Annotated in this window: 21 protein-coding genes; 9 read left to right on the forward strand and 12 right to left on the reverse strand. The window is 71.3% G+C overall.

Translation table 11 applies throughout. The features are described 5' to 3' along the window. Positions 1-25 precede the first annotated feature (25 nt). A complete protein-coding gene (locus P5G59_RS07710) occupies positions 26-2059 on the forward strand; it encodes a DEAD/DEAH box helicase (RefSeq protein WP_301217593.1) in 2034 nt (677 codons plus the stop codon). 64 nt (positions 2060-2123) lie between these two features. Here the strand turns inward: P5G59_RS07710 and P5G59_RS07715 are convergent, their stop codons facing one another. Next, positions 2124-2603: a MarR family winged helix-turn-helix transcriptional regulator gene (locus P5G59_RS07715; protein ID WP_301217595.1), complete on the reverse strand. Its 480-nt coding sequence runs from the start codon at positions 2601-2603 to the stop codon at positions 2124-2126. Between the two features lie 53 nt (positions 2604-2656). Next, positions 2657-4477 (reverse strand): thiamine pyrophosphate-requiring protein, encoded by a 1821-nt coding sequence (locus tag P5G59_RS07720; protein WP_301217597.1) that lies wholly within the window; start codon positions 4475-4477, stop codon positions 2657-2659. A gap of 226 nt (positions 4478-4703) precedes the next feature. On the opposite strand from P5G59_RS07720, the gene P5G59_RS07725 reads away from it, so the two are divergent. Next, complete coding sequence (locus tag P5G59_RS07725) at positions 4704-6077, forward strand: NAD-dependent succinate-semialdehyde dehydrogenase (RefSeq protein WP_301217599.1); 1374 nt, start codon at positions 4704-4706, stop codon at positions 6075-6077. 71 nt (positions 6078-6148) lie between these two features. On the opposite strand, the gene P5G59_RS07730 is transcribed toward P5G59_RS07725, so the two are convergent. Next, positions 6149-7357 carry a nuclear transport factor 2 family protein gene (locus tag P5G59_RS07730; protein ID WP_301217601.1) on the reverse strand — a complete coding sequence of 403 codons (1209 nt, stop codon included), beginning with the start codon at positions 7355-7357 and terminating at the stop codon, positions 6149-6151. Between the two features lie 166 nt (positions 7358-7523). Between P5G59_RS07730 and P5G59_RS07735 the strand changes: the two genes are divergently transcribed. The 4 genes from P5G59_RS07735 to P5G59_RS07750 all read left to right on the forward strand — a co-directional run bounded on the left by P5G59_RS07735 (position 7524) and on the right by P5G59_RS07750 (position 9563). After that, positions 7524-7883: a hypothetical protein gene (locus P5G59_RS07735; protein WP_301217603.1), complete on the forward strand. Its 360-nt coding sequence runs from the start codon at positions 7524-7526 to the stop codon at positions 7881-7883. Positions 7884-8069: 186 nt separating this feature from the next. After that, the gene (locus tag P5G59_RS07740) at positions 8070-8276 is read left to right on the forward strand and encodes a cold-shock protein (protein ID WP_301217605.1); all 207 of its coding nucleotides are present in this window, start codon (positions 8070-8072) and stop codon (positions 8274-8276) included. A gap of 86 nt (positions 8277-8362) precedes the next feature. Then, positions 8363-8695 (forward strand): DUF7882 family protein, encoded by a 333-nt coding sequence (locus P5G59_RS07745; protein ID WP_301217607.1) that lies wholly within the window; start codon positions 8363-8365, stop codon positions 8693-8695. 88 nt (positions 8696-8783) lie between these two features. Continuing rightward, the gene (locus P5G59_RS07750) at positions 8784-9563 is read left to right on the forward strand and encodes a TRIC cation channel family protein (RefSeq protein ID WP_301217609.1); all 780 of its coding nucleotides are present in this window, start codon (positions 8784-8786) and stop codon (positions 9561-9563) included. 11 nt (positions 9564-9574) lie between these two features. Here P5G59_RS07750 and P5G59_RS07755 read toward each other — a convergent pair whose 3' ends face one another. Then, positions 9575-10459, reverse strand: coding sequence for an aminoglycoside phosphotransferase family protein (locus P5G59_RS07755; protein ID WP_301217611.1), 885 nt, complete (start codon positions 10457-10459; stop codon positions 9575-9577). 139 nt (positions 10460-10598) lie between these two features. On the opposite strand from P5G59_RS07755, the gene P5G59_RS07760 reads away from it, so the two are divergent. Continuing rightward, the gene (locus tag P5G59_RS07760) at positions 10599-11978 is read left to right on the forward strand and encodes a pyridoxal phosphate-dependent decarboxylase family protein (protein WP_301217613.1); all 1380 of its coding nucleotides are present in this window, start codon (positions 10599-10601) and stop codon (positions 11976-11978) included. 63 nt (positions 11979-12041) lie between these two features. Here the strand turns inward: P5G59_RS07760 and P5G59_RS07765 are convergent, their stop codons facing one another. The 3 genes from P5G59_RS07765 to P5G59_RS07775 form a co-directional block, all read right to left on the reverse strand. After that, positions 12042-12296 carry a DUF6458 family protein gene (locus P5G59_RS07765; protein WP_301217616.1) on the reverse strand — a complete coding sequence of 85 codons (255 nt, stop codon included), beginning with the start codon at positions 12294-12296 and terminating at the stop codon, positions 12042-12044. Between the two features lie 18 nt (positions 12297-12314). Continuing rightward, positions 12315-12479, reverse strand: a complete 165-nt coding sequence (locus P5G59_RS07770) for a hypothetical protein (RefSeq protein ID WP_167552371.1) — start codon at positions 12477-12479, stop codon at positions 12315-12317. A gap of 69 nt (positions 12480-12548) precedes the next feature. Then, complete coding sequence (locus P5G59_RS07775) at positions 12549-13040, reverse strand: MarR family winged helix-turn-helix transcriptional regulator (protein ID WP_301217621.1); 492 nt, start codon at positions 13038-13040, stop codon at positions 12549-12551. 97 nt (positions 13041-13137) lie between these two features. Between P5G59_RS07775 and P5G59_RS07780 the strand changes: the two genes are divergently transcribed. Then, on the forward strand, positions 13138-14448 hold the full coding sequence (locus P5G59_RS07780) for a serine/threonine-protein kinase (protein WP_301217622.1): 1311 nt from the start codon (positions 13138-13140) through the stop codon (positions 14446-14448). A gap of 39 nt (positions 14449-14487) precedes the next feature. Further along, positions 14488-15462 (forward strand): diacylglycerol/lipid kinase family protein, encoded by a 975-nt coding sequence (locus P5G59_RS07785; protein WP_301217624.1) that lies wholly within the window; start codon positions 14488-14490, stop codon positions 15460-15462. 21 nt (positions 15463-15483) lie between these two features. Here the strand turns inward: P5G59_RS07785 and gap are convergent, their stop codons facing one another. From gap to P5G59_RS07810, 5 genes are all read right to left on the reverse strand, one after another. Next, the gene (gene gap / locus P5G59_RS07790; protein ID WP_301217626.1) at positions 15484-16482 is read right to left on the reverse strand and encodes a type I glyceraldehyde-3-phosphate dehydrogenase; all 999 of its coding nucleotides are present in this window, start codon (positions 16480-16482) and stop codon (positions 15484-15486) included. A gap of 133 nt (positions 16483-16615) precedes the next feature. Beyond that, positions 16616-17557 (reverse strand): GlxA family transcriptional regulator, encoded by a 942-nt coding sequence (locus P5G59_RS07795; RefSeq protein ID WP_301217628.1) that lies wholly within the window; start codon positions 17555-17557, stop codon positions 16616-16618. Next, positions 17554-17985, reverse strand: coding sequence for a MarR family winged helix-turn-helix transcriptional regulator (locus P5G59_RS07800; RefSeq protein ID WP_301217630.1), 432 nt, complete (start codon positions 17983-17985; stop codon positions 17554-17556). Before P5G59_RS07800 ends, P5G59_RS07795 begins: the two co-directional genes overlap by 4 nt. Before the next feature lie 35 nt (positions 17986-18020). Next, the gene (gene argG, locus P5G59_RS07805; RefSeq protein WP_301217632.1) at positions 18021-19454 is read right to left on the reverse strand and encodes an argininosuccinate synthase; all 1434 of its coding nucleotides are present in this window, start codon (positions 19452-19454) and stop codon (positions 18021-18023) included. 23 nt (positions 19455-19477) lie between these two features. Next, positions 19478-20092, reverse strand: coding sequence for a M15 family metallopeptidase (locus tag P5G59_RS07810; RefSeq protein WP_301217634.1), 615 nt, complete (start codon positions 20090-20092; stop codon positions 19478-19480). Between the last annotated feature and the right edge of the window lie 88 nt (positions 20093-20180).

The following is a 20180-nucleotide window of genomic DNA, read 5'->3' on the forward strand; positions in this document are numbered from 1 at the left end:
CAAGACCAACCCAGAAAGCACATCCATGCCCGGATACAACAAAGACCGACGATCGCAGCCCTCCCGCGGCGGCGCCCCCAAGGGCGGCCAGCGGAGCCCGAAGCACCGCGGCTACCGCGCCGAGGAGACGGCTGCGCCCAAGAAGGCGCGCTGGAACGCGGAGGACCGCGCCGCGCGCGGCCGTGCCGTCTACGGCGCCCGCGACGACAGTGCCGGCGGCCGTGGCCGCGGCGAGCGACCCAACTGGGAGCCCCGCGGCAAGGACGCGCGCCGCACCGAGCGTGTGTGGGAGGAGCGGGCGCCGCGCCGCGACCGCGACGACCGTCCGCGTCGCGAGTACGACGACCGTCCGCGTCGCCAGTTCGACGACCGCGCGGAGCGTCCGCGTCGTGACTACGACGACCGTCCGCAGCGCCGGTTCGAGGACCGCTCGGAGCGTCCGCGCCGGGATGCCGGCGACCGTGCCGAGCGTCCGCGTCGCGAGTACGACGACCGACCGCGTCGCCGGTTCGACGACCGTGCCGAGCGTCCGCGTCGCTCGTTCGACGACCGCGCCGACCGTCCGCGTCGCGACAACGACGACCGTCCGCGTCGTCAGTTCGACGACCGTGCCGAGCGTCCGCGTCGCTCGTTCGACGACCGTCCGCGTCGCCAGTTCGACGACCGTGCCGACCGTCCGCGCCGCGAGTACGACGACCGTCCGCGTCGCCAGTTCGACGACCGTGCCGACCGTCCGCGCCGTTCGTTCGACGACCGCGCCGACCGTCCCCGCCGTGACTCCTCCTTCTACCCGTCGCGCGACGAGAAGCCGGCCTTCCAGCCGACCGACGACGTCGTGCTCGAGCGGCTCGAGGCGGAGGCCATCCAGGCCGAGGACGTCGACGGCGTGACCTTCGCCGACCTGGGCCTCGGCGGCAACATCGTCCGCGCGCTGGCCGAGCTCGGCGCCGACAAGCCGTTCCCGATCCAGGCCGCCACCGCCCCCGACGTGCTCGCGGGCAAGGACGTGCTCGGCCGCGGCCGCACCGGCTCCGGCAAGACCATCGCCTTCGGCGCCCCGCTCGCCGAGCGGCTCATGCAGCTGTGGGCGGAGTCGGGCAAGTCGGGCGGCAAGCGCCAGCTGGGCCGTGCCCCGCGCGCGCTGATCCTCGCCCCGACCCGTGAGCTCGCGCTCCAGATCGACCGCACCGTGCAGCCGATCGCGCGCAGCGTCGGCCTCTTCACCACGCAGATCTACGGCGGTGTCCCGCAGGGCCGCCAGGTGGGCGCGCTGCAGCGCGGCGTCGACATCGTGATCGGCACCCCCGGCCGCATCGAGGACCTCGTGGAGCAGGGCCGTCTCGACCTCAGCGAGGTCGTCATCACGGTGCTCGACGAGGCCGACCACATGTGCGACCTGGGCTTCCTGGAGCCGGTGCAGCGCATCCTGCGTCACACCGCGGAGGGCGGCCAGAAGCTGCTCTTCTCCGCCACGCTCGACTCCGGTGTCGCGCAGCTCGTCGACGAGTTCCTCGTCGACCCGGCCGTGCACGAGGTGGCGGGCGAGGACCAGGCGTCCTCGACCATCGACCACCGCGTGCTGGTGATCGAGCACCGCGACAAGGGCGCGATCATCGAGCAGCTCGCCGACCGCGACGGCAAGACCCTGGTCTTCGCCCGCACCCGCGCCTTCGCCGAGATGCTCGCCGACCAGCTGGAGGACGCCGGCATCCCCGCCGTCAGCCTGCACGGCGACCTGAACCAGTCGCGCCGCACGCGCAACCTGGCGCAGCTCACCAGCGGCCGGGTGAACGTGCTGGTGGCGACCGACGTCGCCGCCCGCGGCATCCACGTCGACGACATCGACCTGGTCATCCAGGCCGACGCTCCGGACGAGTACAAGACCTACCTGCACCGCTCCGGCCGCACCGGCCGCGCCGGCAAGCAGGGCACGGTCGTCACCCTCATCCCGAAGCACCGCCAGCGCCGCATGAACGAGCTGCTCGGCCGCGCCGAGATCGAGGCGGAGTTCGTGCCCACCGCCCCCGGCGACGACCTGCTCCTCACCCTGGCGCAGTAACCGACCCGCCAAGCTCAGAGCTCCTGAGTTCTTCGACCGTTTCGCAGCGATTCGGTCGAAGAACTCAGGAGCTCTTCGCGTCGTGCAGCGCCAGCGTGAACCGCCCGTCGTCCGACGGCTCGACTCCGGCGGCGCGGGCGAACGAGTCGAAGGCGCGGGCGGCGGCGTCGCGATCTTCCGGCGGCATGGCCGCGATGACGGCGGCGATCGCGTCTCGGCGGTGGCCGATGACGCGCTCGACGAGGCGCTCGCCGTCGGGGGTGAGGGTGAGGCGCACGTAGCGGCGGTCGTCCGGGTTCGCCTGGCGTTCGATCAGACCGGCCCGCACCAGCTTCTCGGCGGCCCGGGTCGCGTTCGAGGCGTGCACGCCGAGCTCGGTGGCGATGTCGCCCGGGTTCTGCGGGCCGCGGGTCGCGATGCGCACCAGGATGCGCAGCTGCGGCGAGGTGACGATGTGGTCGACCTCCATGACCGAGCGCGCGGCCACCCGCATCAGCACGTCCGCCGCGCGCAGGGCGGCCTCCACCGATTCGTCGTCGCTCACGGGTCCTTTCTACCGTGAACGACACCCCTTGCGGGTGCGCAACGCTTGCGGGCTCAGTCGCGGTCGATGTGCAGTGCGTCCTTCACCTTCTCGACGCCCTCGGTGATGAGCGACGTGGCGGAGTCCTTGATCGCGCCGATGCCGTCCGGGTCGCCCTTCAGCAGTGCGAGGCCGGTGTTCTTCGCGAACTCGTAGGTGATGTGCGGGGGCAGCGGCGGGACGTTCTTGCCGGTGTGCGCGTCGATCACGGTGACGCCGCGATGAGCGAACGCGGTGTCCCACGCGGCCTCGACCTCGTCGTCCGAGGTGACCGTGATTCCCTGGAAGCCGAGCAGCCGCGCCCAGCCGGCGTAGTCCACCGACTCGACCTGCTGCGAGGTCGGCCAGACCGGGTTGGCGTCCTCGGTGCGCATCTCCCACGACACCTGGCTGAGGTCGTCGTTGTGCAGCACGAGCACGACGAAGGTCGGGTCGTCGAAGCGCGACAGATACTTCTTCAGCGTGATCAGCTCGTTCATCCCGAGCATCTGGAATGCCCCGTCGCCGATCGTGCAGACGACGGTCCGGTCGGGGTAGGCGAACTTCGCGGCCTCGGCGTAGGGCATGGCTGCGAGCATGCTGGCGAGGCGACCGGAGAGGTCGCCGCGCATCCCGTCGCGCAGCCGGATGTACTGGCCGTACCAGTCGGCGGTCGTGCCGGCGTCGCAGGTGACGATGGCCCCGGCCGGGAGGCGCTTGTCGAGCTCTGCGTACACCTTCCGCGGGTTCACTGCGTCGTCGAAGTGGTTGTCGGCCTGCGCCGCCAGCTCGGCATCCCAGTCCCGCATGTCGCCCGCCACCTTCTCCTGCCACGACAGGTCCGTCTTCTGCGTGAGCAGGGGGAGCAGGCCCGCGAGCGCCGTCTTCACGTCGGCCCAGATACTCACCTCGGTCGGGTACCGCAGCCCCAGCTGCTCCGGGCGCAGATCGATCTGCACGGCCCGCGCCTGGCCGGTCTTGGGCAGGAACTGCCCGTACGGGTAGTTGGTGCCGAGGAGCACCAGGGTGTCGCACCCCTGCATCTGGTCGTAGCTGGCCCGCGAGCCGAGGAGGCCCACCTGCTGCGTGTGGAACGGGACATCGCCCGGCACGACCTGCTTGCCGCGCAGGGTGGTCACGATGCCGGCCCCGGCCAGCCGGGCGGCCTGCAGCACCTCCTCCGTTGCGCCGTCCGCGCCGGCTCCGACCAGGAACGTGACGCGCTCGCCGGCGTTGATGACCTCGGCGGCCGCGTGCAGCTGGGCGGCGGGCGGCGCGATCTCGGTCGACGGAGCGACGGCGCTGGACCGCGACACCCACATCTCGGCGCCCGGCTCGGCCATCTTCAGACCCTGCACGTCGTGCGGCAGGATGACGACGCAGGGCTGCTTGCGTGTGATCGCCGTGCGGAACGCGGTGTCGACGACCGCCTGCGCCTGCTCGGGCGACACGATCGTCTGGACGTACTCGGCGACGTCCGAGAACGCCTGCTCGAGGTTGCTCTCCTGCTGGTTGAACGTGCCGAAGGAGTTGAGTCCCTGCTGGCCGACGATGGCGACGACCGGCTGGTTGTCCATCTTGGCGTCGTAGAGACCGTTCATCAGGTGGAACCCGCCGGGGCTGGAGGTGGCGATGCAGACACCGACCTCGCCCGTGAACTTGGCGTGCGCGGTCGCCATGAACGCGCAGATCTCCTCGTGCGTCGGCCGGATGTACTCCAGGCCCTCGCCCGCGCCTTCCGCCTTGCCGAGCATCCCGTCGAACTCGCCGATGCCGTCGCCCGGGTAGCCGAACACGCGCCGCACGCCCCACTCGCGGAGCCGCCCGATCACGAACTCGCTGACTGTCTGTGCCATTCTCGAATCTCCCTCGTCCGCCGCCCGGGGCGCGCGGTCAGCGCCCATTGAACGCTGCGCGTGCGTTAAGGCAACCGCTCTGAGGGGAGGCTCAGGATGCGCCTGACGCCTGTACGCCGTGTCCAGCGCATCCGGAACCCGTAGACGACGTGTCGAGACATGGCAGGGCCGGACCTCGTATTCTCGACACTGGGCCAGACCCGTTTCAGCGAAGAAGAGGAGCGACATGAGCTACGCCGTGACCAACCCCGCCACCGGCGAGACGGTCAAGACCTTCGACACCATCAGCGACGACGACCTGCAGGCCGCGATCGCCGCAGCCGACGATGCGTTCCGCACCTGGTCGCGATCCACGTCGGTGCAGGACCGGGCCGCGCTCGTCCGCCGCGTCGGCGAACTGCACGTGGAGCGACGCCAGGAGCTGGCCGACATCATCGTGCTCGAGATGGGCAAGCCGGTCGAGCAGGCGCTCGGCGAGGTCGACTTCGCCGGAGCCATCTACGAGTACTACGCAGACCACGCGGACGAGTTCCTGAAGGACGAGCCCATCCAACTGCTCGACGGCGAGGGTTCCGCCGTCGTGCGCCGCTCGCCGCTCGGGGTGCTGCTCGGGATCATGCCGTGGAACTTCCCCTATTACCAGGTGGCCCGCTTCGCAGGCCCGAACCTCATCATCGGCAACACCATCCTGCTCAAGCACGCCGAGCAGTGCCCGGAGTCGGCCGCCGCGATCCAGCAGATCTTCCTCGACGCCGGCTTCCCGGAGGGCGCCTACGTCAACATCTACGCCAGCCACCCGCAGATCGAGACGGTCATCGCCGACCCGCGGGTGCAGGGCGTCTCGCTCACCGGCTCCGAGCGTGCCGGTGCGAAGGTCGCCGAGATCGCCGGCCGCAACCTCAAGAAGGTCGTGCTCGAGCTGGGCGGCTCCGACCCGTTCATCCTGCTCTCCACCGACGACCTGGATGCGGCGGTGCAGAACGCGGTGGACGCGCGCCTCGACAACAGCGGCCAGTCCTGCAACGCCGCCAAGCGGTTCGTGGTGATCGACGGCCTGTACGACTCCTTCCTCTCGAAGTTCACCGAGAAGCTCGCCGAGGTGGAGGCCTCCGACCCGACCAGCGAGGACTCCGCCCTCGGCCCGCTCTCGTCGCTGAAGGCGGCCGAGAACCTCGACGAGCAGGTCAAGCGCGCGGTCGAGAACGGCGCGACGCTCGTCCGCGGCGGCGGCCGCAACGGCGCCTTCTTCGAGACGACCGTGCTCACGGACGTCAGCCCGGAGAACCCCGCGTCGAAGGAGGAGTTCTTCGGACCCGTAGCGCAGGTGTTCCGCGCGAAGGACGAGGACGACGCGGTGCGCATCGCCAACGACACACCGTTCGGCCTCGGCTCGTACCTCTACACGACCGACAAGGAGCAGGCGCAGCGCGTCGCCGACAGGATCGAGGCCGGCATGGTCTTCGTGAACGTCGTGCTCGCCGATGGGGCGGAGCTGCCGTTCGGCGGCGTTAAGCGCTCCGGCTCGGGCCGTGAGCTCGGCCGCTTCGGCGCGGACGAGTTCGTCAACAAGAAGCTGATCCGCGTGGGGAACGACTGGTAAGTCGCCCCGAACGAGGAAGTCCCCGGCCGATCCGGCCGGGGACTTCTTCGTTTCCGCAGGGCGGGTCCGCCTCAGTTGAAGGTGACCACGACCTTGTCGCCGTCGATCTTGATGTCGGCGCTGATGTAGCCGGCCGCGCCGGTCAGGCTCTCCGTGGCGGGGTTACCGCTGAAGTCCTTGCCGGTGATGACCGCGGAGAACTTCCCCGGGCCGATCTTGAACTGGTAGTAGGAGTCGGCGTCGTCGATGGCCACCTTCGGCGACTCGTCCACTTTCACGGCGACGGTCGACGAGGACACGGCGATGTTGCTCGGGTAGCTCAGCTCGATCCCGCAGTCCTCGACGTCGTAGTACGACGTCTTGGCGGCGCACTCGGCGTAGTGGGCGTCCACCTGCTTCTGCACCTCGTCCAGGTACGCCTTCGACGGGGTCAGCTTCAGGTTCTTCAGCTGGTAGGTGTCGGCGGCGACGGTCAGCACGGGCGAGCCGTCGAGCTCGTAGAACTTGTTCGGCGCCTCGATGGTGTAGACGCCCGGGTACGCCTGCGTGTCCGAGTCGGCGGACGTGATGGAGTGCTCCGCCCCCGGCACGGAGAAGCCCGGGATGGTGGAGGACACGTACGGCAGCTGGTAGGTCAGGCCGCGGCTGACGTACCAGCCCTTGTCGTCCTTGTCGAGCTCGATCGTTCCGCGGTACGACTTGCCCGCCAGCTTGTAGGTGACGCTCACCTGGGTCAGGTCGGAGTTGCGGCTGCTGAGGGCGCGGGTGGCGGTCGGGGCGGTGATCCGCTTCGCCTGGCCGAGCACCTTGTCCGTCAGGAGGAAGTCCTCGTCGCCGGCATCGAGCCGCGCCAGCTTGTTCGCGGCGGAGGCGTTGCCCTTGGCGATGTCGTTCAGGTACTCCTGCGCGACCGACTTGGCGCCGGAACCGCCGAGCAGGTTCACGAGCAGCACGATCGCCACGATGACGACGGCCGCGAAGGCGAGCGCACCGCCGATGACCCACCACACCCAGCGCGGGACGACCGGCTTCTTCTTCTCCGCCGCCGGCTGGCCGTACGGGCCGGGCTGCGCCGCAGCGTACGGGTTCGGCTGTTCCGGCGCGGCCTGAGGCTGAGGCTGAGGCTGGGCGTCCGGCGCGGTAGGAGCGGGCGCCGGCTTAGCGGGCGCAGGCGTCGGCTCAGCCGCCGCGGATGCGGCCTCCGGCGTCGCCTGCGGCTCTGCGGCGGGCGTCCCGCCCTCCGCCGGTCGCTCGTTCTCGGGCACAGTCGGGTCGCTCACGATTCCCCCTCGTCGGTGTGTGCGGCAGAAGGTGTCCACCAGGAGGACACGCCGCTAAGAAAACTCTCAGAGAATACCAGTAAACCCGTATTCCACCCGCTGGGCCAGCGGCGACATCATCCGATCGGCTGATCCGCGTGGCGGTGTTCCGTGCTGGGATCGGAGGATGACGGTTCCCGCGCCCGCATCCGCTCCGATGCTCCCGAGGGCGCTCGCCCTCCTCGGCGTCGCGCTCGCCGGCGGCCTGCTCGCCGCCCCTCCTCTCCTCATCGCCGGGATGACGGCCGCCTACGTCCGCGCATGGCTCGGCCTCGGCTCCATCGACCCGACCTGGAACGACGGGGACGGCGGGCTGGTGCTCGTCGCGGTGATCGTCGTGCTGCTCATCCTCGCGGCGGTCGGGGCGGCCGTCGTCGCCCTTGCGCGGCGTGCACGCGTGCGCCCTGCCCCCGCCGCGGCCCTTTCGATCGCCCTGTCCGTCGCCGTCGCCGTGCTCGCGGTGCGGGCGATCACGCCGCTCGCCTGAGCCGTTCGCAGCGATCTCCTGTAGGCTGGCCGGAACCTGACCTGCCGTTCTCTCCTGACGAGCATCCGCCGCACCCCAGCGACGCGGACCGCCCATCCCGATCCGGCTGTACACGTCCGCGTCACGCGCGGTCACCCGGGGCCGTCACACGGCCCCTCTATTTGGAAACACGAAGGAAAGAAAACGATGGCCACAGGCACCGTCAAATGGTTCAACACGGAGAAGGGGTACGGCTTCATCGCTCCGGATGACGGCTCGGCCGACGTCTTCGCCCACTACAGCGAGATCCAGTCGAACGGCGGATTCCGCAACCTGGAAGAGAACCAGAAGGTCGAGTACGAGACGACCCGTGGGCCGAAGGGCCTGCAGGCGTCCGACATCCGCCCCCTCTGACGCGTGACGGCGCGGGACCGGCTCTCCGGTCCCGCGCCGCACCTCTGAAACGGCCGTCAAGGGGTACCGTGTGCGCAGGAGGCGCCATGGGATACCTGGTCTACGACAGCAGCACCGTCATCAACTTCGACGACCGGGTGCTGGCGCACCTCGAGGTCGTCATCGTGTCCAAGCTCCGGCGCAAGGAGTCCTTCGCGCTGAGCTGGCGCGAGTCCGCGGACAACGGCGACGGCCGGACGACCATCTGGGTCGACCCCTCCATCCCGCTCCGCTTCCGCTTCACGGGGTCGCGTCCTCCGACGCTCGACCGCGAGTGGATCGAGAAGCTGGCCGCCGCGGCCGCGAGCTCCACCGGGCTGATCGCCATCGACGAGGATGGCCAGCAGGTGATCGGCTCGACGCACGAGCGCGGCCTGTAGCCTCCGGGACGCTGTCTCTCGGTACCGGCACCCCCTTCGCTACCGTGTGCCTGCGGCGCTCTGCTCCGCCGCGGACGAGGGGGACGGCATGCACCCGACCGAGCTCACTCTCGGCACCTGGACGGTGTTCGGCGGAGGCACCTTCGTCGACCTGATCGCGGCGACGACCAACGCGCTCAACGGCGCGCTGCTGGCCCGGCGCCCCGATCACTTCCGCGACTACACGTTCGTCGGGATCGTGCTGATGGCCGTCATCGGCGGCATCGCGGGCGGGGTCACGCGCGACGTGATCCTGGAGCAGCCGCCGTCGGCGTTCACGAACCCCGCCTACATCGCGTTCTGCCTGGTGGCGGGCGTCGTCGGCTACTACGTGGCGTACGCGGGAGGCCAGCTGTTCCGCGAGGGGCTGTTCCAGTTCATGACGTCGTTCTCGCTGCCGTGGTACGCGATCATCGGGGCGCAGAAGGCGGTGGAGGCCGGCTACCCGATTCTCGGCGCGCTCGCCATCGCGGTCATCGCGCCGACCGCCGGACGCTTCCTGATCGATGTCACCAGCGGGGTGACGCCGAAGCAGTTCGTCCGCGGCGAGTGGTTCATCGCGACCGCGGTGGGCACTGGCCTGATCTGGATCGTGCTCGACGCGGTGGGCGTGCCGTACTGGCTGAGCGTGGCGGTCGCGTTCCTGGCGGGGTTCGTGTTCCGCGTCCTCGCGCTCTACCGCGGGTGGGAGGAGCCGCTCGCGCGGGGCCCCAAGGGGCTCAAGGTGCACCCGGACCGACGGCCGCTGCTCGGTCGCAAGCTGGCGGGGAGATCGCAGGAGGAGCTGCGGATGCTCGGTCTCACGGTCGACGACGAGAGCGCGGGCTGACGCTCCGGCCGTCAGTCGTCAGTCGTACCGAGCTGGTCCAGCGCGTGGCGGGCGAGGCCGGCCATGCGCGGGTTGTCGTCCGACGCGGTCGCGAGAGCGGAGGCCATCGCGACGGCCCACCCGCGTGCTCGGAGCCAGGTGGCCGCATCCGGCGGGGTCGGAAGCGCCGTGCGGAACCGCTCCCGTGCATCCCCGTCGAAGGTCAGCCACGCCGTCGCGAGGTCGGTGGCGGGGTCGCCGGACGTGACGTCGCCGAAGTCGAGCACCGCGCGCAGGCCGCCCTCGGCGTCGAGCAGCAGGTTGCCGGGGTGGAGGTCGCCGTGCAGGAGCAGCGGAGGGCCCTCCCAGCGCGGCGCGTCGAGCGCCTCGCGCCAGGCCTGCTCGAGGCCGGCGACCTGCAGCCGGCCGGAGAGGGACCGCAGCCGCAGACCCACGGCCTCCTGCCTGTCCGCGAGTGGGACGCCGCGCACCGGGTTGCGCGGCGCGTCCGGCGCCGGGACGGCGAGCTCACCGAGGAAGCGGCCCAGTGGCCCGGCCAGGCCGGAGCGCTCGGCCGCACCGACCGAGGCGCCGTCGATGCCGTCCATCCACTCGACGACGCTCCACGGCCAGGGGAAGGTCTCCGACGGGACGCCGACGCGCACCGGAGCGGGCACGGGCACGCTCGCACGCGCAGCGATCGCGGGCAGCATCCACTGCTCGTGCTCGATGAGGTGAGCGGCCACCTCACGGCGCGGGATGCGCACGGCGAGGGCGTCGCCGAGACGGAAGAGACGGTTGTCCCAGCCGTCCGACACCAGCCGCAGCGGCCCCGCGAGGTCGGGATGCTGCTCGGCGAGCAGGCGCGCGACGAGCGCCTCGTCGACGGGGATGTCGGCTGCGGGGGTGTCGCTCACCGCTCGACCGTAGCAGGGCGGCGCGGGAGATACTGCTGCGCGCACGGATCTTGCACCCTGGTCCACAATCCGCTGATTGCGTGCGTTCAGAGGCAAACGGATGCGTACTTCTGTGTGCGAGCATGGTCGGGGAGGTTCCATGACCGAGAAGTCCACCGTGTCCGCCGAGCGCATGCACGCCGTCACCCCGGAGACCCGGGAACTCGTCGACCTGGTGCTCGAGTACTCGCGCCGCCGCATCCTGAGCGAGGACACACCGCTCGACAAGCCGCTGCCGGAGTTCGAGCTGCGCCGCCTCGCCGGGCAGACCGTCTCCGAGCGGGGGATCGGCGCCGAGCGTGCGCTCGCGCTGTTCGAGCACGTGCTCGCGCCCGCGTGCATCACGACCGATCACCCCCGCTACCTCTCGTTCATCCCGACCGCGCCGACCAAGGCCGCGACCGCGTTCGACCTGGTCGTCTCCGCCAGCGCCGTCTACGGCGGATCGTGGTTGGAGGGTTCGGGCGCCGTCTACGCCGAGAATCAGGTGCTCTCCTGGCTCGCCTCCGAGTTCGGGCTCCCGCCCACCTCGGGCGGCGTGTTCGTGCAGGGCGGGACGCTCGGCAACCTGTCCGCGCTCGTCGCCGCACGCGACGCGGCCCGCACCGAGCGGGGCAACCCGGCCGGGCGCTGGGTCATCGTGTGCAGCTCGGAGGCGCACTCGTCGGTGTCGTCGGCGGCCCGGGTGATGGACGTGGACGTCGTCGCGGTCTCCCCCGGCGAGTCCGGCGTGCTCACCGGGGACGCGGTGCGCTCGGCGTTGGAGGAGTACGGCGACGCGGTGTTCGCGGTCGTCGCCACCGGCGGCTCCACCAACTTCGGCATCGTCGACGACATCGCCTCGATCGCGGCCCTGAAGTCGGAGTTCTCCTTCTGGTTGCACGTCGACGGCGCCTACGGCCTCGCCGGGATGCTGTCGCCCCTCGCCCGGCACCGGTTCGCCGGCGTGGAGGACGCGGACTCCGTGATCGTCGACCCGCACAAGTGGCTGTTCGCACCGTTCGACGCCTGCGCCCTGATCTACCGCGACCCGGAGGCCGGCCGGCGCGCCCACACCCAGCACGCCGAGTACCTCGACACCCTCACCGAGACGGTGGAGTGGAGCCCGTCCGACTACGCCGCGCACCTCACCCGGCGGGCGCGCGGTCTGCCGTTCTGGTTCTCGCTCGCCTCCCACGGCGCCGCCGCGTACCGGGACGCGGTCACCGCGTCCATCCGCCTGGCCGAGCGGATCGCCGACGAGATCGAGGGGCGGGAGGGCTTCCGTCTGGTGCGCCGGCCGCAGCTCTCGGTGGTCGTGTTCGAGCGCGAGGGCTGGAGCAAGGAGGACTATGCCGTGTGGTCCGCCCGGCTGCTGGAGGAGCAACGGGCGTTCGTCACGCCGAGCTCGCACGCCGGCCGTCCGAACACACGGTTCGCGGTGCTGAACCCGCTGACGACCTTCGAGGATCTGGTGGGCATCCTCGACACGATGGAGTGACGCCCGCAACGACGAAGGCCCCGTGCTCGCGCACGGGGCCTTCGTCGTTCGAGAGGGAGAGTGTCAGACGATGTCGTCCGACTCGCTCGAGCGTCGCGTCACACGCTCGCCCGTCGCAGGATCGACGGCCGTGCGGGTGGTGGCGACGGAGGAGCGACGCCGGGTGAGCAGCACGATCCCGATGATGATGCCGATGACTCCGGCGACCATCAGGATGTAGCCCACCAGGTGCAGGTCGATCCAGCCGACCTGGAGATTGAGGGCGAACGCGAGGATCGCCCCGATGACGACCAGGAAGATGCCAGCGCCGAGACTCATCCGTGCCTCCCTCCGGGCCTAGACCCGTCGGCTCCCGGTGAGCAGTCGCACCAGCCAGACGATCACGGCCAGGACGAGCAGGATGATGCCCACCCACAGGAGGAAGTTCAGCGACTGCACGAAGCCTCCGGTGAGCAGCAGGATGATCGCGATGATGGCGATGATGATGAGCAGGATGTTCATGGAGAAGTGTCCTTTCCTAGACAGGAACCAGCAAACGACTGCTTCAATTGCCTAGCAATCCCCTTGACTTCAGCTCCGCTTCGGCCTAGCAGTGCGCTCCGAGGCGATGCGATCGACCGTCTCGCGCATCTTCGTGAGGAAGCGGGTCACCGTCTCCGCCTCGTCGGGGCTGAGCTCCGCGGTCGCCGCGTCGATCTGCTCCTGGGCCGCAGCCAGCAGGGGGCCCGTGTCCCCGAGCGCTGCGCCGGTCGGGACCAGCTCCACCGACCGCTTGTCGGTGCTGCTGGGCCGGCGCTCCAGGAAGCCGGCGCGCACCAGGCGGTCGACCAGCAGGGTGGTGGAGGCACTCGACACGCCGAGGTAGGCGCTCACGTCCTTCGCAAACGTCGGCCGGCCTGCTGCAGTGTTGTCGAGGATGAGGCGGAGGGCCAGCAGGTCGTTCTCCCCGATGCCCATGGCAGCCCCGGTGCGGCGGCGCATGGCGGCCTCGGCGGCACGGTAGACCTGCAGCGCCTCGAGAACGCCCGTGTCGGGCCGCGGCTGCTCCGGTTCGTGCTTCACTCCTCCCAGTCATCCCCACCCCGGCCGTCGGCGCAACGGGGGTGGACCCGACTGTCGGCGGATTCACGGCGACGTGATCGGCGCGTATGCTCGCCCGGTGGACGAACGAGTGCTTCTCGACCGCTATGAACTGCGGGACCGGCTGGGCCGCGGCGGAATGGCGACGGTGTTCCGCGCGTTCGACCGGCGCCTGGAGCGCGACGTCGCCGTGAAGCTGTTCGCTCAGGGAACAGCCGTGGACGATGCCCGACGGCGCACCGAGGCGACGATGCTCGCCCGGCTGAGCCACCCGCACCTCGTCGGACTGCACGACGCGCACCTCGCCGCCGACGGCGACAGCACCCCGAGCTTCCTGGTGATGGAGCTCGTCGACGGGGAAGATCTGCGCACGCGGCTGGAGGACGGGCCGCTGCACCCGGAGGATGCGGTCGAGGTGCTTGCCGGCATCGCGGAGGCGCTGGTGGTCGTGCATGAGGCGGGGATGGTGCACCGGGATCTGAAGCCGGGCAACATCCTGCTCGCCGACCCCAGCGTGCCGGGCGGCCGGCCGGTCGTGAAGCTCGCCGACTTCGGCATCGCGCACCTCGTCGGCTCGGAGCGGATCACCACGATCGGCACCGTCATCGGCACGGCAGGCTATCTCAGCCCGGAGCAGATCTACGGCGGTGAGCCGGGGCCGTCGGCGGACATCTACTCGCTCGGGCTCGTCGTGCTGGAGGCGCTGACGGGCGTGCGGGAGTATCCGGGGACGCCGGTGGAGGCCGTGGCCGCGCGGGCGGCGCGCGACCCGCGCATCCCGGCGTCGCTGCCGGAGGACTGGCGCGGACTGCTCGGCGCGATGACCGCGCGCGACCCGGAGCTCCGGCCGAACGCGCTGGAGGTCGCGGTCATGGCGCGCGAGCTCGCGCCCGAGCTGGAGGGCTGGGAGCCCGAGGCGGCCACCGTCCCGCTCGGCGACACCGCGCCGACGGTCGTGCACCCGCGGGGGACTGCCGCCGCGGATGGAGCGGCGCTCGCCGCGGGCGGCGAGGCGGACGCTACCGGCACCGGCGCGACGCGACTGCTGCCGGCCACCCGGCGTCGCCGTCGCGGCATCCTCACGGGGGGAGTGGTCGCGGGCTCCATCCTCGCGGTGGCGGCGACCCTGGCCCTCGGCAGCATGATGGCGCCGGCGAGCGAGGAGCCGCAGAGCGTCCCGACGACGCCGCGCCCGACGCCGACGGTGCAGGCGCCGCCCGCCACGGTGACCCCGGTCGACACGACGACGGAGCAGCCGCAGCAGGAGGACACGTCGGATCAGCCGGTGCAGCAGAGCGGGCCGGCCGGCGGCGACAAGGGGAAGGGCAAGGACAAGGGCGGCGGCCCGGGCAAGGGCCACGGCGGAGGCCCCGGCAAAGGCAAGGGCTGACCGCTTCCCGACCCGCCTCTTCGCCGGTACTGTCGGGGGGTGCCCGAGCAGACCAGGACCGCCGCGATCATCGTCAACCCGGTGAAGGTGGATGAGCCGGCCCTCCGTGAGGCGCTCGCCGCCGCCGAGCAGCGCCACGGCTGGGGCGAGACGATGTGGATCGAGACCACGGAGGACGACCCCGGCGCCGGCCAGGCGCGCGAGGCGCTCGACCGCGGCGCCGACGTCGTGATCGCCGCGGGAGGCGACGGGACGGTGCGCACGGTCGCCGAGGCGCTGCAGGGCACGGGCGTGCCGCTCGCGCTCCTCCCTTCCGGCACGGGCAACCTGCTCGCCCGCAATCTGAATCTCACCCTCGACGACGTGGAGAACGCCCTCGACTCCGCCTTCGGCGGCGACGACCGGTCGATCGACGTCGGCGTCGTCGAGCTGCGCGACGGCGACGGCCGCACCCGCAAGCACTCGTACCTCGTCATGGCGGGCGTGGGCATCGACGCGCAGATGATCGCCGCGACCGACGACGACCTGAAGGCCCGGCACGGCTGGCTCGCCTACGTGAAGGCGATCGGGACGGTGCTGCGCGACAAGAACGAGCTTCGCCTCCGGTACGAGCTCGACAAGAAGGGCGTTCACTCCGTGCGGGCGCACACGGTGCTGATCGGCAACTGCGGGTCGCTGCCGGCCAACATCCTCCTGCTCCCGGAGGCGGCGGTCGACGACGGCGAGTTCGACATCGTCGTGCTGCGTCCGGAGGGCTTCATCGGCTGGGTCCAGATCGCCGTCAAGGTCTTCTGGGAGAACGGCATCCTCCGCCGCACCACCGTCGGACGCCGGCTCATGGGCGCTGACCGCGAGGTGCGCGCGATGAACTACCTGAAGGGCCGCGAGTTCGTGATGCGGCTGAACCGGCCGCAGGAGGTCGACCTCGACGGCGACCTGTTCGGCCGCGCGTCGGCCCTGCGGACGTGGGTGGACCCGTTGAGCCTGATCGTGAAGGTGCCCCGCACCAGCTGATGCGCGGCACCTTCACGTGCGTCAGGAGCGCGCCAGCAGCTCCAGCGTGTCGACGACCCGGTTGGAGAAGCCCCACTCGTTGTCGTACCAGGCGACGACCTTGACGTGCCGGCCGTCCACTCGGGTCAGCGCCGCGTCGAAGATCGACGAGGCCGGCTGCCCGGTGATGTCGCTCGACACCAGCGGGTCGTCGGCGTAGTCCAGGATGCCGCGCAGCGGCCCGTCGGCGGCGGCGCGGTAGGCGGCGAGCACCTCGTCGCGGGTGACGTCGCGGGTGACGGTCGTGTTCAGCTCCACGATCGAGCCGACGGGCACGGGAACCCGGATGGAGTCGCCCGAGAGCTTGCCGTCGAGCTGCGGCAGCACCAGGCCGATCGCCTTCGCGGCGCCGGTCGTGGTCGGTACGATGTTGACGCCGGCCGCGCGGGCGCGGCGCAGGTCGCGGTGCGGGCCGTCCTGCAGGTTCTGCTCCTGCGTGTACGCGTGCACGGTGGTCATGAAGCCGTGCTCGATCCCGGCGAGGTCGTCCAGCACCTTCGCGAGCGGCGCCAGTGCGTTGGTGGTGCACGACGCGTTGGAGACGATGACGTGGTTCTCGGCGTCGAAGGCCTCGGTGTTCACGCCGTACGCCAGGGTGACGTCGGCGCCGTCGGAGGGCGCGCTCACCAGCACGCGCTTCGCGCCGGCGGCCAGGTGGGCGCGGGCGGCCTCCGCGGAGGTGAAGCGGCCGGTGGACTCGAGCACCACATCCACGCCGAGCTCCGCCCAGGGCAGGTCGGCCGGATCGCGCTCGGCCAGCACGCGGATGGGCGTGCCGTCGACGACCAGGGTGTCGCCGTCGACCTCGACGGTGCGGCCGAGGCGGCCGAGCGAGCTGTCGTACTTCAGCAGGTGGGCGAGCGTGGCGGGCGCGGTCAGATCGTTGATCGCGACGACCTCCAGCGCGGAGTCGCGCTCCAGGAGGGCGCGCAGGGTGTTCCGGCCGATGCGGCCGAATCCGTTGATGGCGATGCGGGTCATGGGTTTCCTTTCTCGGACCGCATCCATGCTGCGCGCGTGTCCCGCCGGGCGACAGTGGCGCGCAAGACGCCTTGCGCAAGCATCCCGCCACACATCCCGCCAGCCTCCACAAGCATCGCGCCAGGCGGCGGAATCAGGCGGAGAAGGTGTGCCGGTACTCCGTCGGGGAGGTGCCCAGGATGCGCTGGAAGTGCAGGCGCAGGTTCGCGCCCGTGCCGAGCCCCACCCGCGCCGCGATCTGCTCGACGCCCAGGTCGGAGCGCTCCAGCAGCTCCCTCGCGAGGTCCACCCGGGCGCGCAGCACCCACTGCATCGGCGTGTACCCGGTGTCCTCGACGAACCGGCGGGAGAAGGTGCGGGCCGAGACCTTGGCGTTCCTGGCGAGCACCTCCAGGCTCAGCGGCTCCGCGAGGTGGGCGAGCGCCCACTCCCGCGTCTCCGCGAACAGGTCGCCGAGCGGCTCCGGCACGCTGCGCGGAACGTACTGCGCCTGGCCGCCGCTGCGGTAGGGCGCCGCCACCAGCCGCCGGGCCACGCGGTTCGACAGCCCGACCCCGTGGTCGCGCCGCACCAGGTGCAGGCAGAGGTCGATGCCGGAGGCGGCACCGGCGGAGGTGAGGATGTCGCCCTCGTCGACGAACAGCACGTTCTCGTCCACGCGCACCAGCGGATGCCGTTCCGCCAGTGCCCGCGTGTAGTGCCAGTGCGTCGTCGCCCGTCGACCGTCGAGCAGCCCGGTCGCGGCGAGGGCGAAGGCCCCCGTCGAGATCGCCGCGAGCCGGGCGCCGCGTTCGTGCGCGGCCAGCAGGGCGTCGACGACGGCCGCGGGCGGTTCCGTGGTCGCCGGCGTGCGGTATCCGGGCACGAACACCGTGTCCGCGTGCTCCAGCGCCTCCAGGCCCTCGGCGACGTGGTACGAGAGCCCGTCGCCTCCCGTGACGAGCCCCGGCGACGGGCCGCAGACGCGCACCTCGTACGGCATGCTCGGCCGGTGCGAGAACACCTGCGCCGGGATGCCGACATCGAGCGGCTTGGCGCCCTCCAGCACCAGGACGGCGACGCGGTGGTCGCTCATCGCGGCGCGGACACGATCTGCAGCAGCGCCGCACGCAGGGCGGACGGGTCGTCGACCTCGGGGAACACCTCGTCCTCCAACCCGCGCACCGCCGCGAACGCGGCGCGGCCGGCCTCGGTGATCGCGAGCACGTGGCGGCGGCGGTCCACGGGATCGGGCGCCCGGGTGACCAGGCCCTCCCGCTCGAGCCGGTCGACCGTGCGCGACATCGTCTGCGGCTCGACCTGCGCCATGCGGGCGAGGTCGGACTGCGAGTCGAAGCCGAGCTCCAGCAGGTGCAGCACGATCAGGCCGGCGTGGGTCAGCCCGCGCTGTTCCAGCGCCTCCGCCCAGGCGCGCTCGACGGCACGGGATGCGGCCCCGAGCAGCCGGCCGAGCGGCCAGTTCTCGGGCCGGTGCTCCTCGGCCTCCGCCTCACGCCTGTCCACCCCTCCATCGTACGGACCGTCGGGGCGTGACGGGGTCAGTCGGTGCCGGAGTCGAAGGCGGCGCCCTCGGAGCTGAGGTCGATGTCGCGCGAGAGCTCCTCGTCGACGGGCTCGACGCCCTCCAGGATCGCGCGGGCGCGACCCTCCTCCAGCTCGCCGACCAGCTCGCCGGTCGGGCCGCCGATGAGGCCGGCCGCGGCGTACTGCTCCAGGCGGGAGCGGGAGTCGGCGATGTCGAGGTTGCGCATGGTCAGCTGGCCGATGCGGTCGGCCGGGCCGAACGCGGAGTTGCCCACGCGCTCCATCGACAGCTTCTCCGGGTGGTAGCTGAGGGCGGGACCGGTCGTGTCGAGGATCGTGTAGTCGTCGCCGCGGCGCAGGCGCAGCGTGACCTCGCCGGTGATCGCCGAGCCGACCCAGCGCTGCAGCGACTCGCGCAGCATGAGCGACTGCGGGTCGAGCCAGCGGCCCTCGTACATCAGGCGGCCGAGGCGGCGACCCTCGTTGTGGTAGTTGGCGACCGTGTCCTCGTTGTGGATGGCGTTCAGCAGCCGCTCGTAGACGATGTGCAGCAGGGCCATGCCCGGGGCCTCGTAGATGCCGCGGCTCTTCGCCTCGATGATGCGGTTCTCGATCTGGTCGGACGCGCCGAGGCCGTGGCGGCCGCCGATCGCATTGGCCTCCAGCACCAGCGCCACCGGGTCGTCGAACTCGACGCCGTTGATCGCGACCGGACGGCCCGCCTCGAAGCGCACCGACACCGTCTCCGGGACGACCTGCACGTCGTCGCGCCAGGCGGCGACGCCCATGATCGGGTCGACGATGTCGAGGCCGGCGTCCAGCTCCTCCAGGCGCTTCGCCTCGTGGGTGGCGCCCCAGATGTTGGCGTCGGTCGAGTACGCCTTCTCGCTCGGGTCGCGGTAGGGGAAGCCGCGGGCGACGAGCCACTCGCTCATCTCGGTGCGGCCGCCCAGCTCCTCGACGAACGCGGTGTCGAGCCACGGCTTGTAGATGCGCAGGCGCGGGTTGGCGATGAGGCCGTAGCGGTAGAACCGCTCGATGTCGTTGCCCTTGTAGGTGGAGCCGTCGCCCCAGATCTCGACCCCGTCGTCCATCATCGCGCGCACGAGCATCACGCCGGTGACCGCGCGGCCGAGCGGGGTGGTGTTGAAGTAGGTCTTGCCGGCCGAGCGGATGTGGAACGCGCCGCACTGCAGCGCGATCAGCCCCTCCTCGACCAGGGCGCGCTTCGCGTCGACCAGGCGAGCGAGCTCGGCGCCGTACTCGGTCGCGCGGCCGGGGACCGCGTCGATGTCGGGCTCGTCGTACTGGCCGATGTCGGCGGTGTACGTGCAGGGGATGGCACCCTTCTCACGCATCCACGCGACCGCGCAGGAGGTGTCGAGACCCCCCGAGAACGCGATGCCGACTCGCTCACCGACGGGCAGACTGCTCAGAACCTTGGACACGGCATCCAGCTTAGCGGCGGAGGCTAGCCCCGGCCGTCGGGTGACTGCGCCGGGCATCCGCCGCCCGGGGTCGTGCGCAGCTCGAAGTGCCACGCCTCGTTGGCGTAGACCTGGCAGAGGCCCCACTCGTCGCCGAAGCGGTTCAGGAAGTCCATGGCGCCGGCGTCGGCGATGTCGACCGCGTCGCCCCGCACATGGGCGGAGTCGGCTCCCCGCTTCACCCACTTCTCGGCCTCGTCCTCGCTGCCGTACTGGCGGACGGCCTCGGCGAAGAGGTGCTCCTGGTAGCGCTCCGACCGCCAGCCGTCGGCGATCGTGATGTCGGTGCCGTCGCCGTCCTGCTTCATCGCCGCCTGAGCGTGACGCAGCGCGGAGAGGAGGTTGGGGGAGAGACGGGTGACGGCGGGCTTGTCGCTGTCGAGCGGGAGGGACGAGCCCTCGGGGATGTAGCCGTCGTCGTCGGTCAGCCCGGCATCTGCGGCTGCGCCGCGGTGGTCGCCGGATGTGGCGGGCACGCGACCCGGCGCGCCGGCCGGCTGGGCAAGCGCGCGGGACTCCGCGGTCGAGCAGCCCGCCAGAGTCGCGGCGAGCAGGAGGGACAGCGCGGCGCCGATGAGGCGCGACCGGGATGCGTGCATACCGTCCACGCTCGCATCGGCCGTCGCCGCGCCGCGTCCCCCTCGCGACCCATCCCCCTCCTCCTCGCGACCGACTCCGCCCCAGCCA

Source organism: Leifsonia virtsii (assembly GCF_030433675.1).
Taxonomy (GTDB): domain Bacteria; phylum Actinomycetota; class Actinomycetes; order Actinomycetales; family Microbacteriaceae; genus Leifsonia; species Leifsonia virtsii.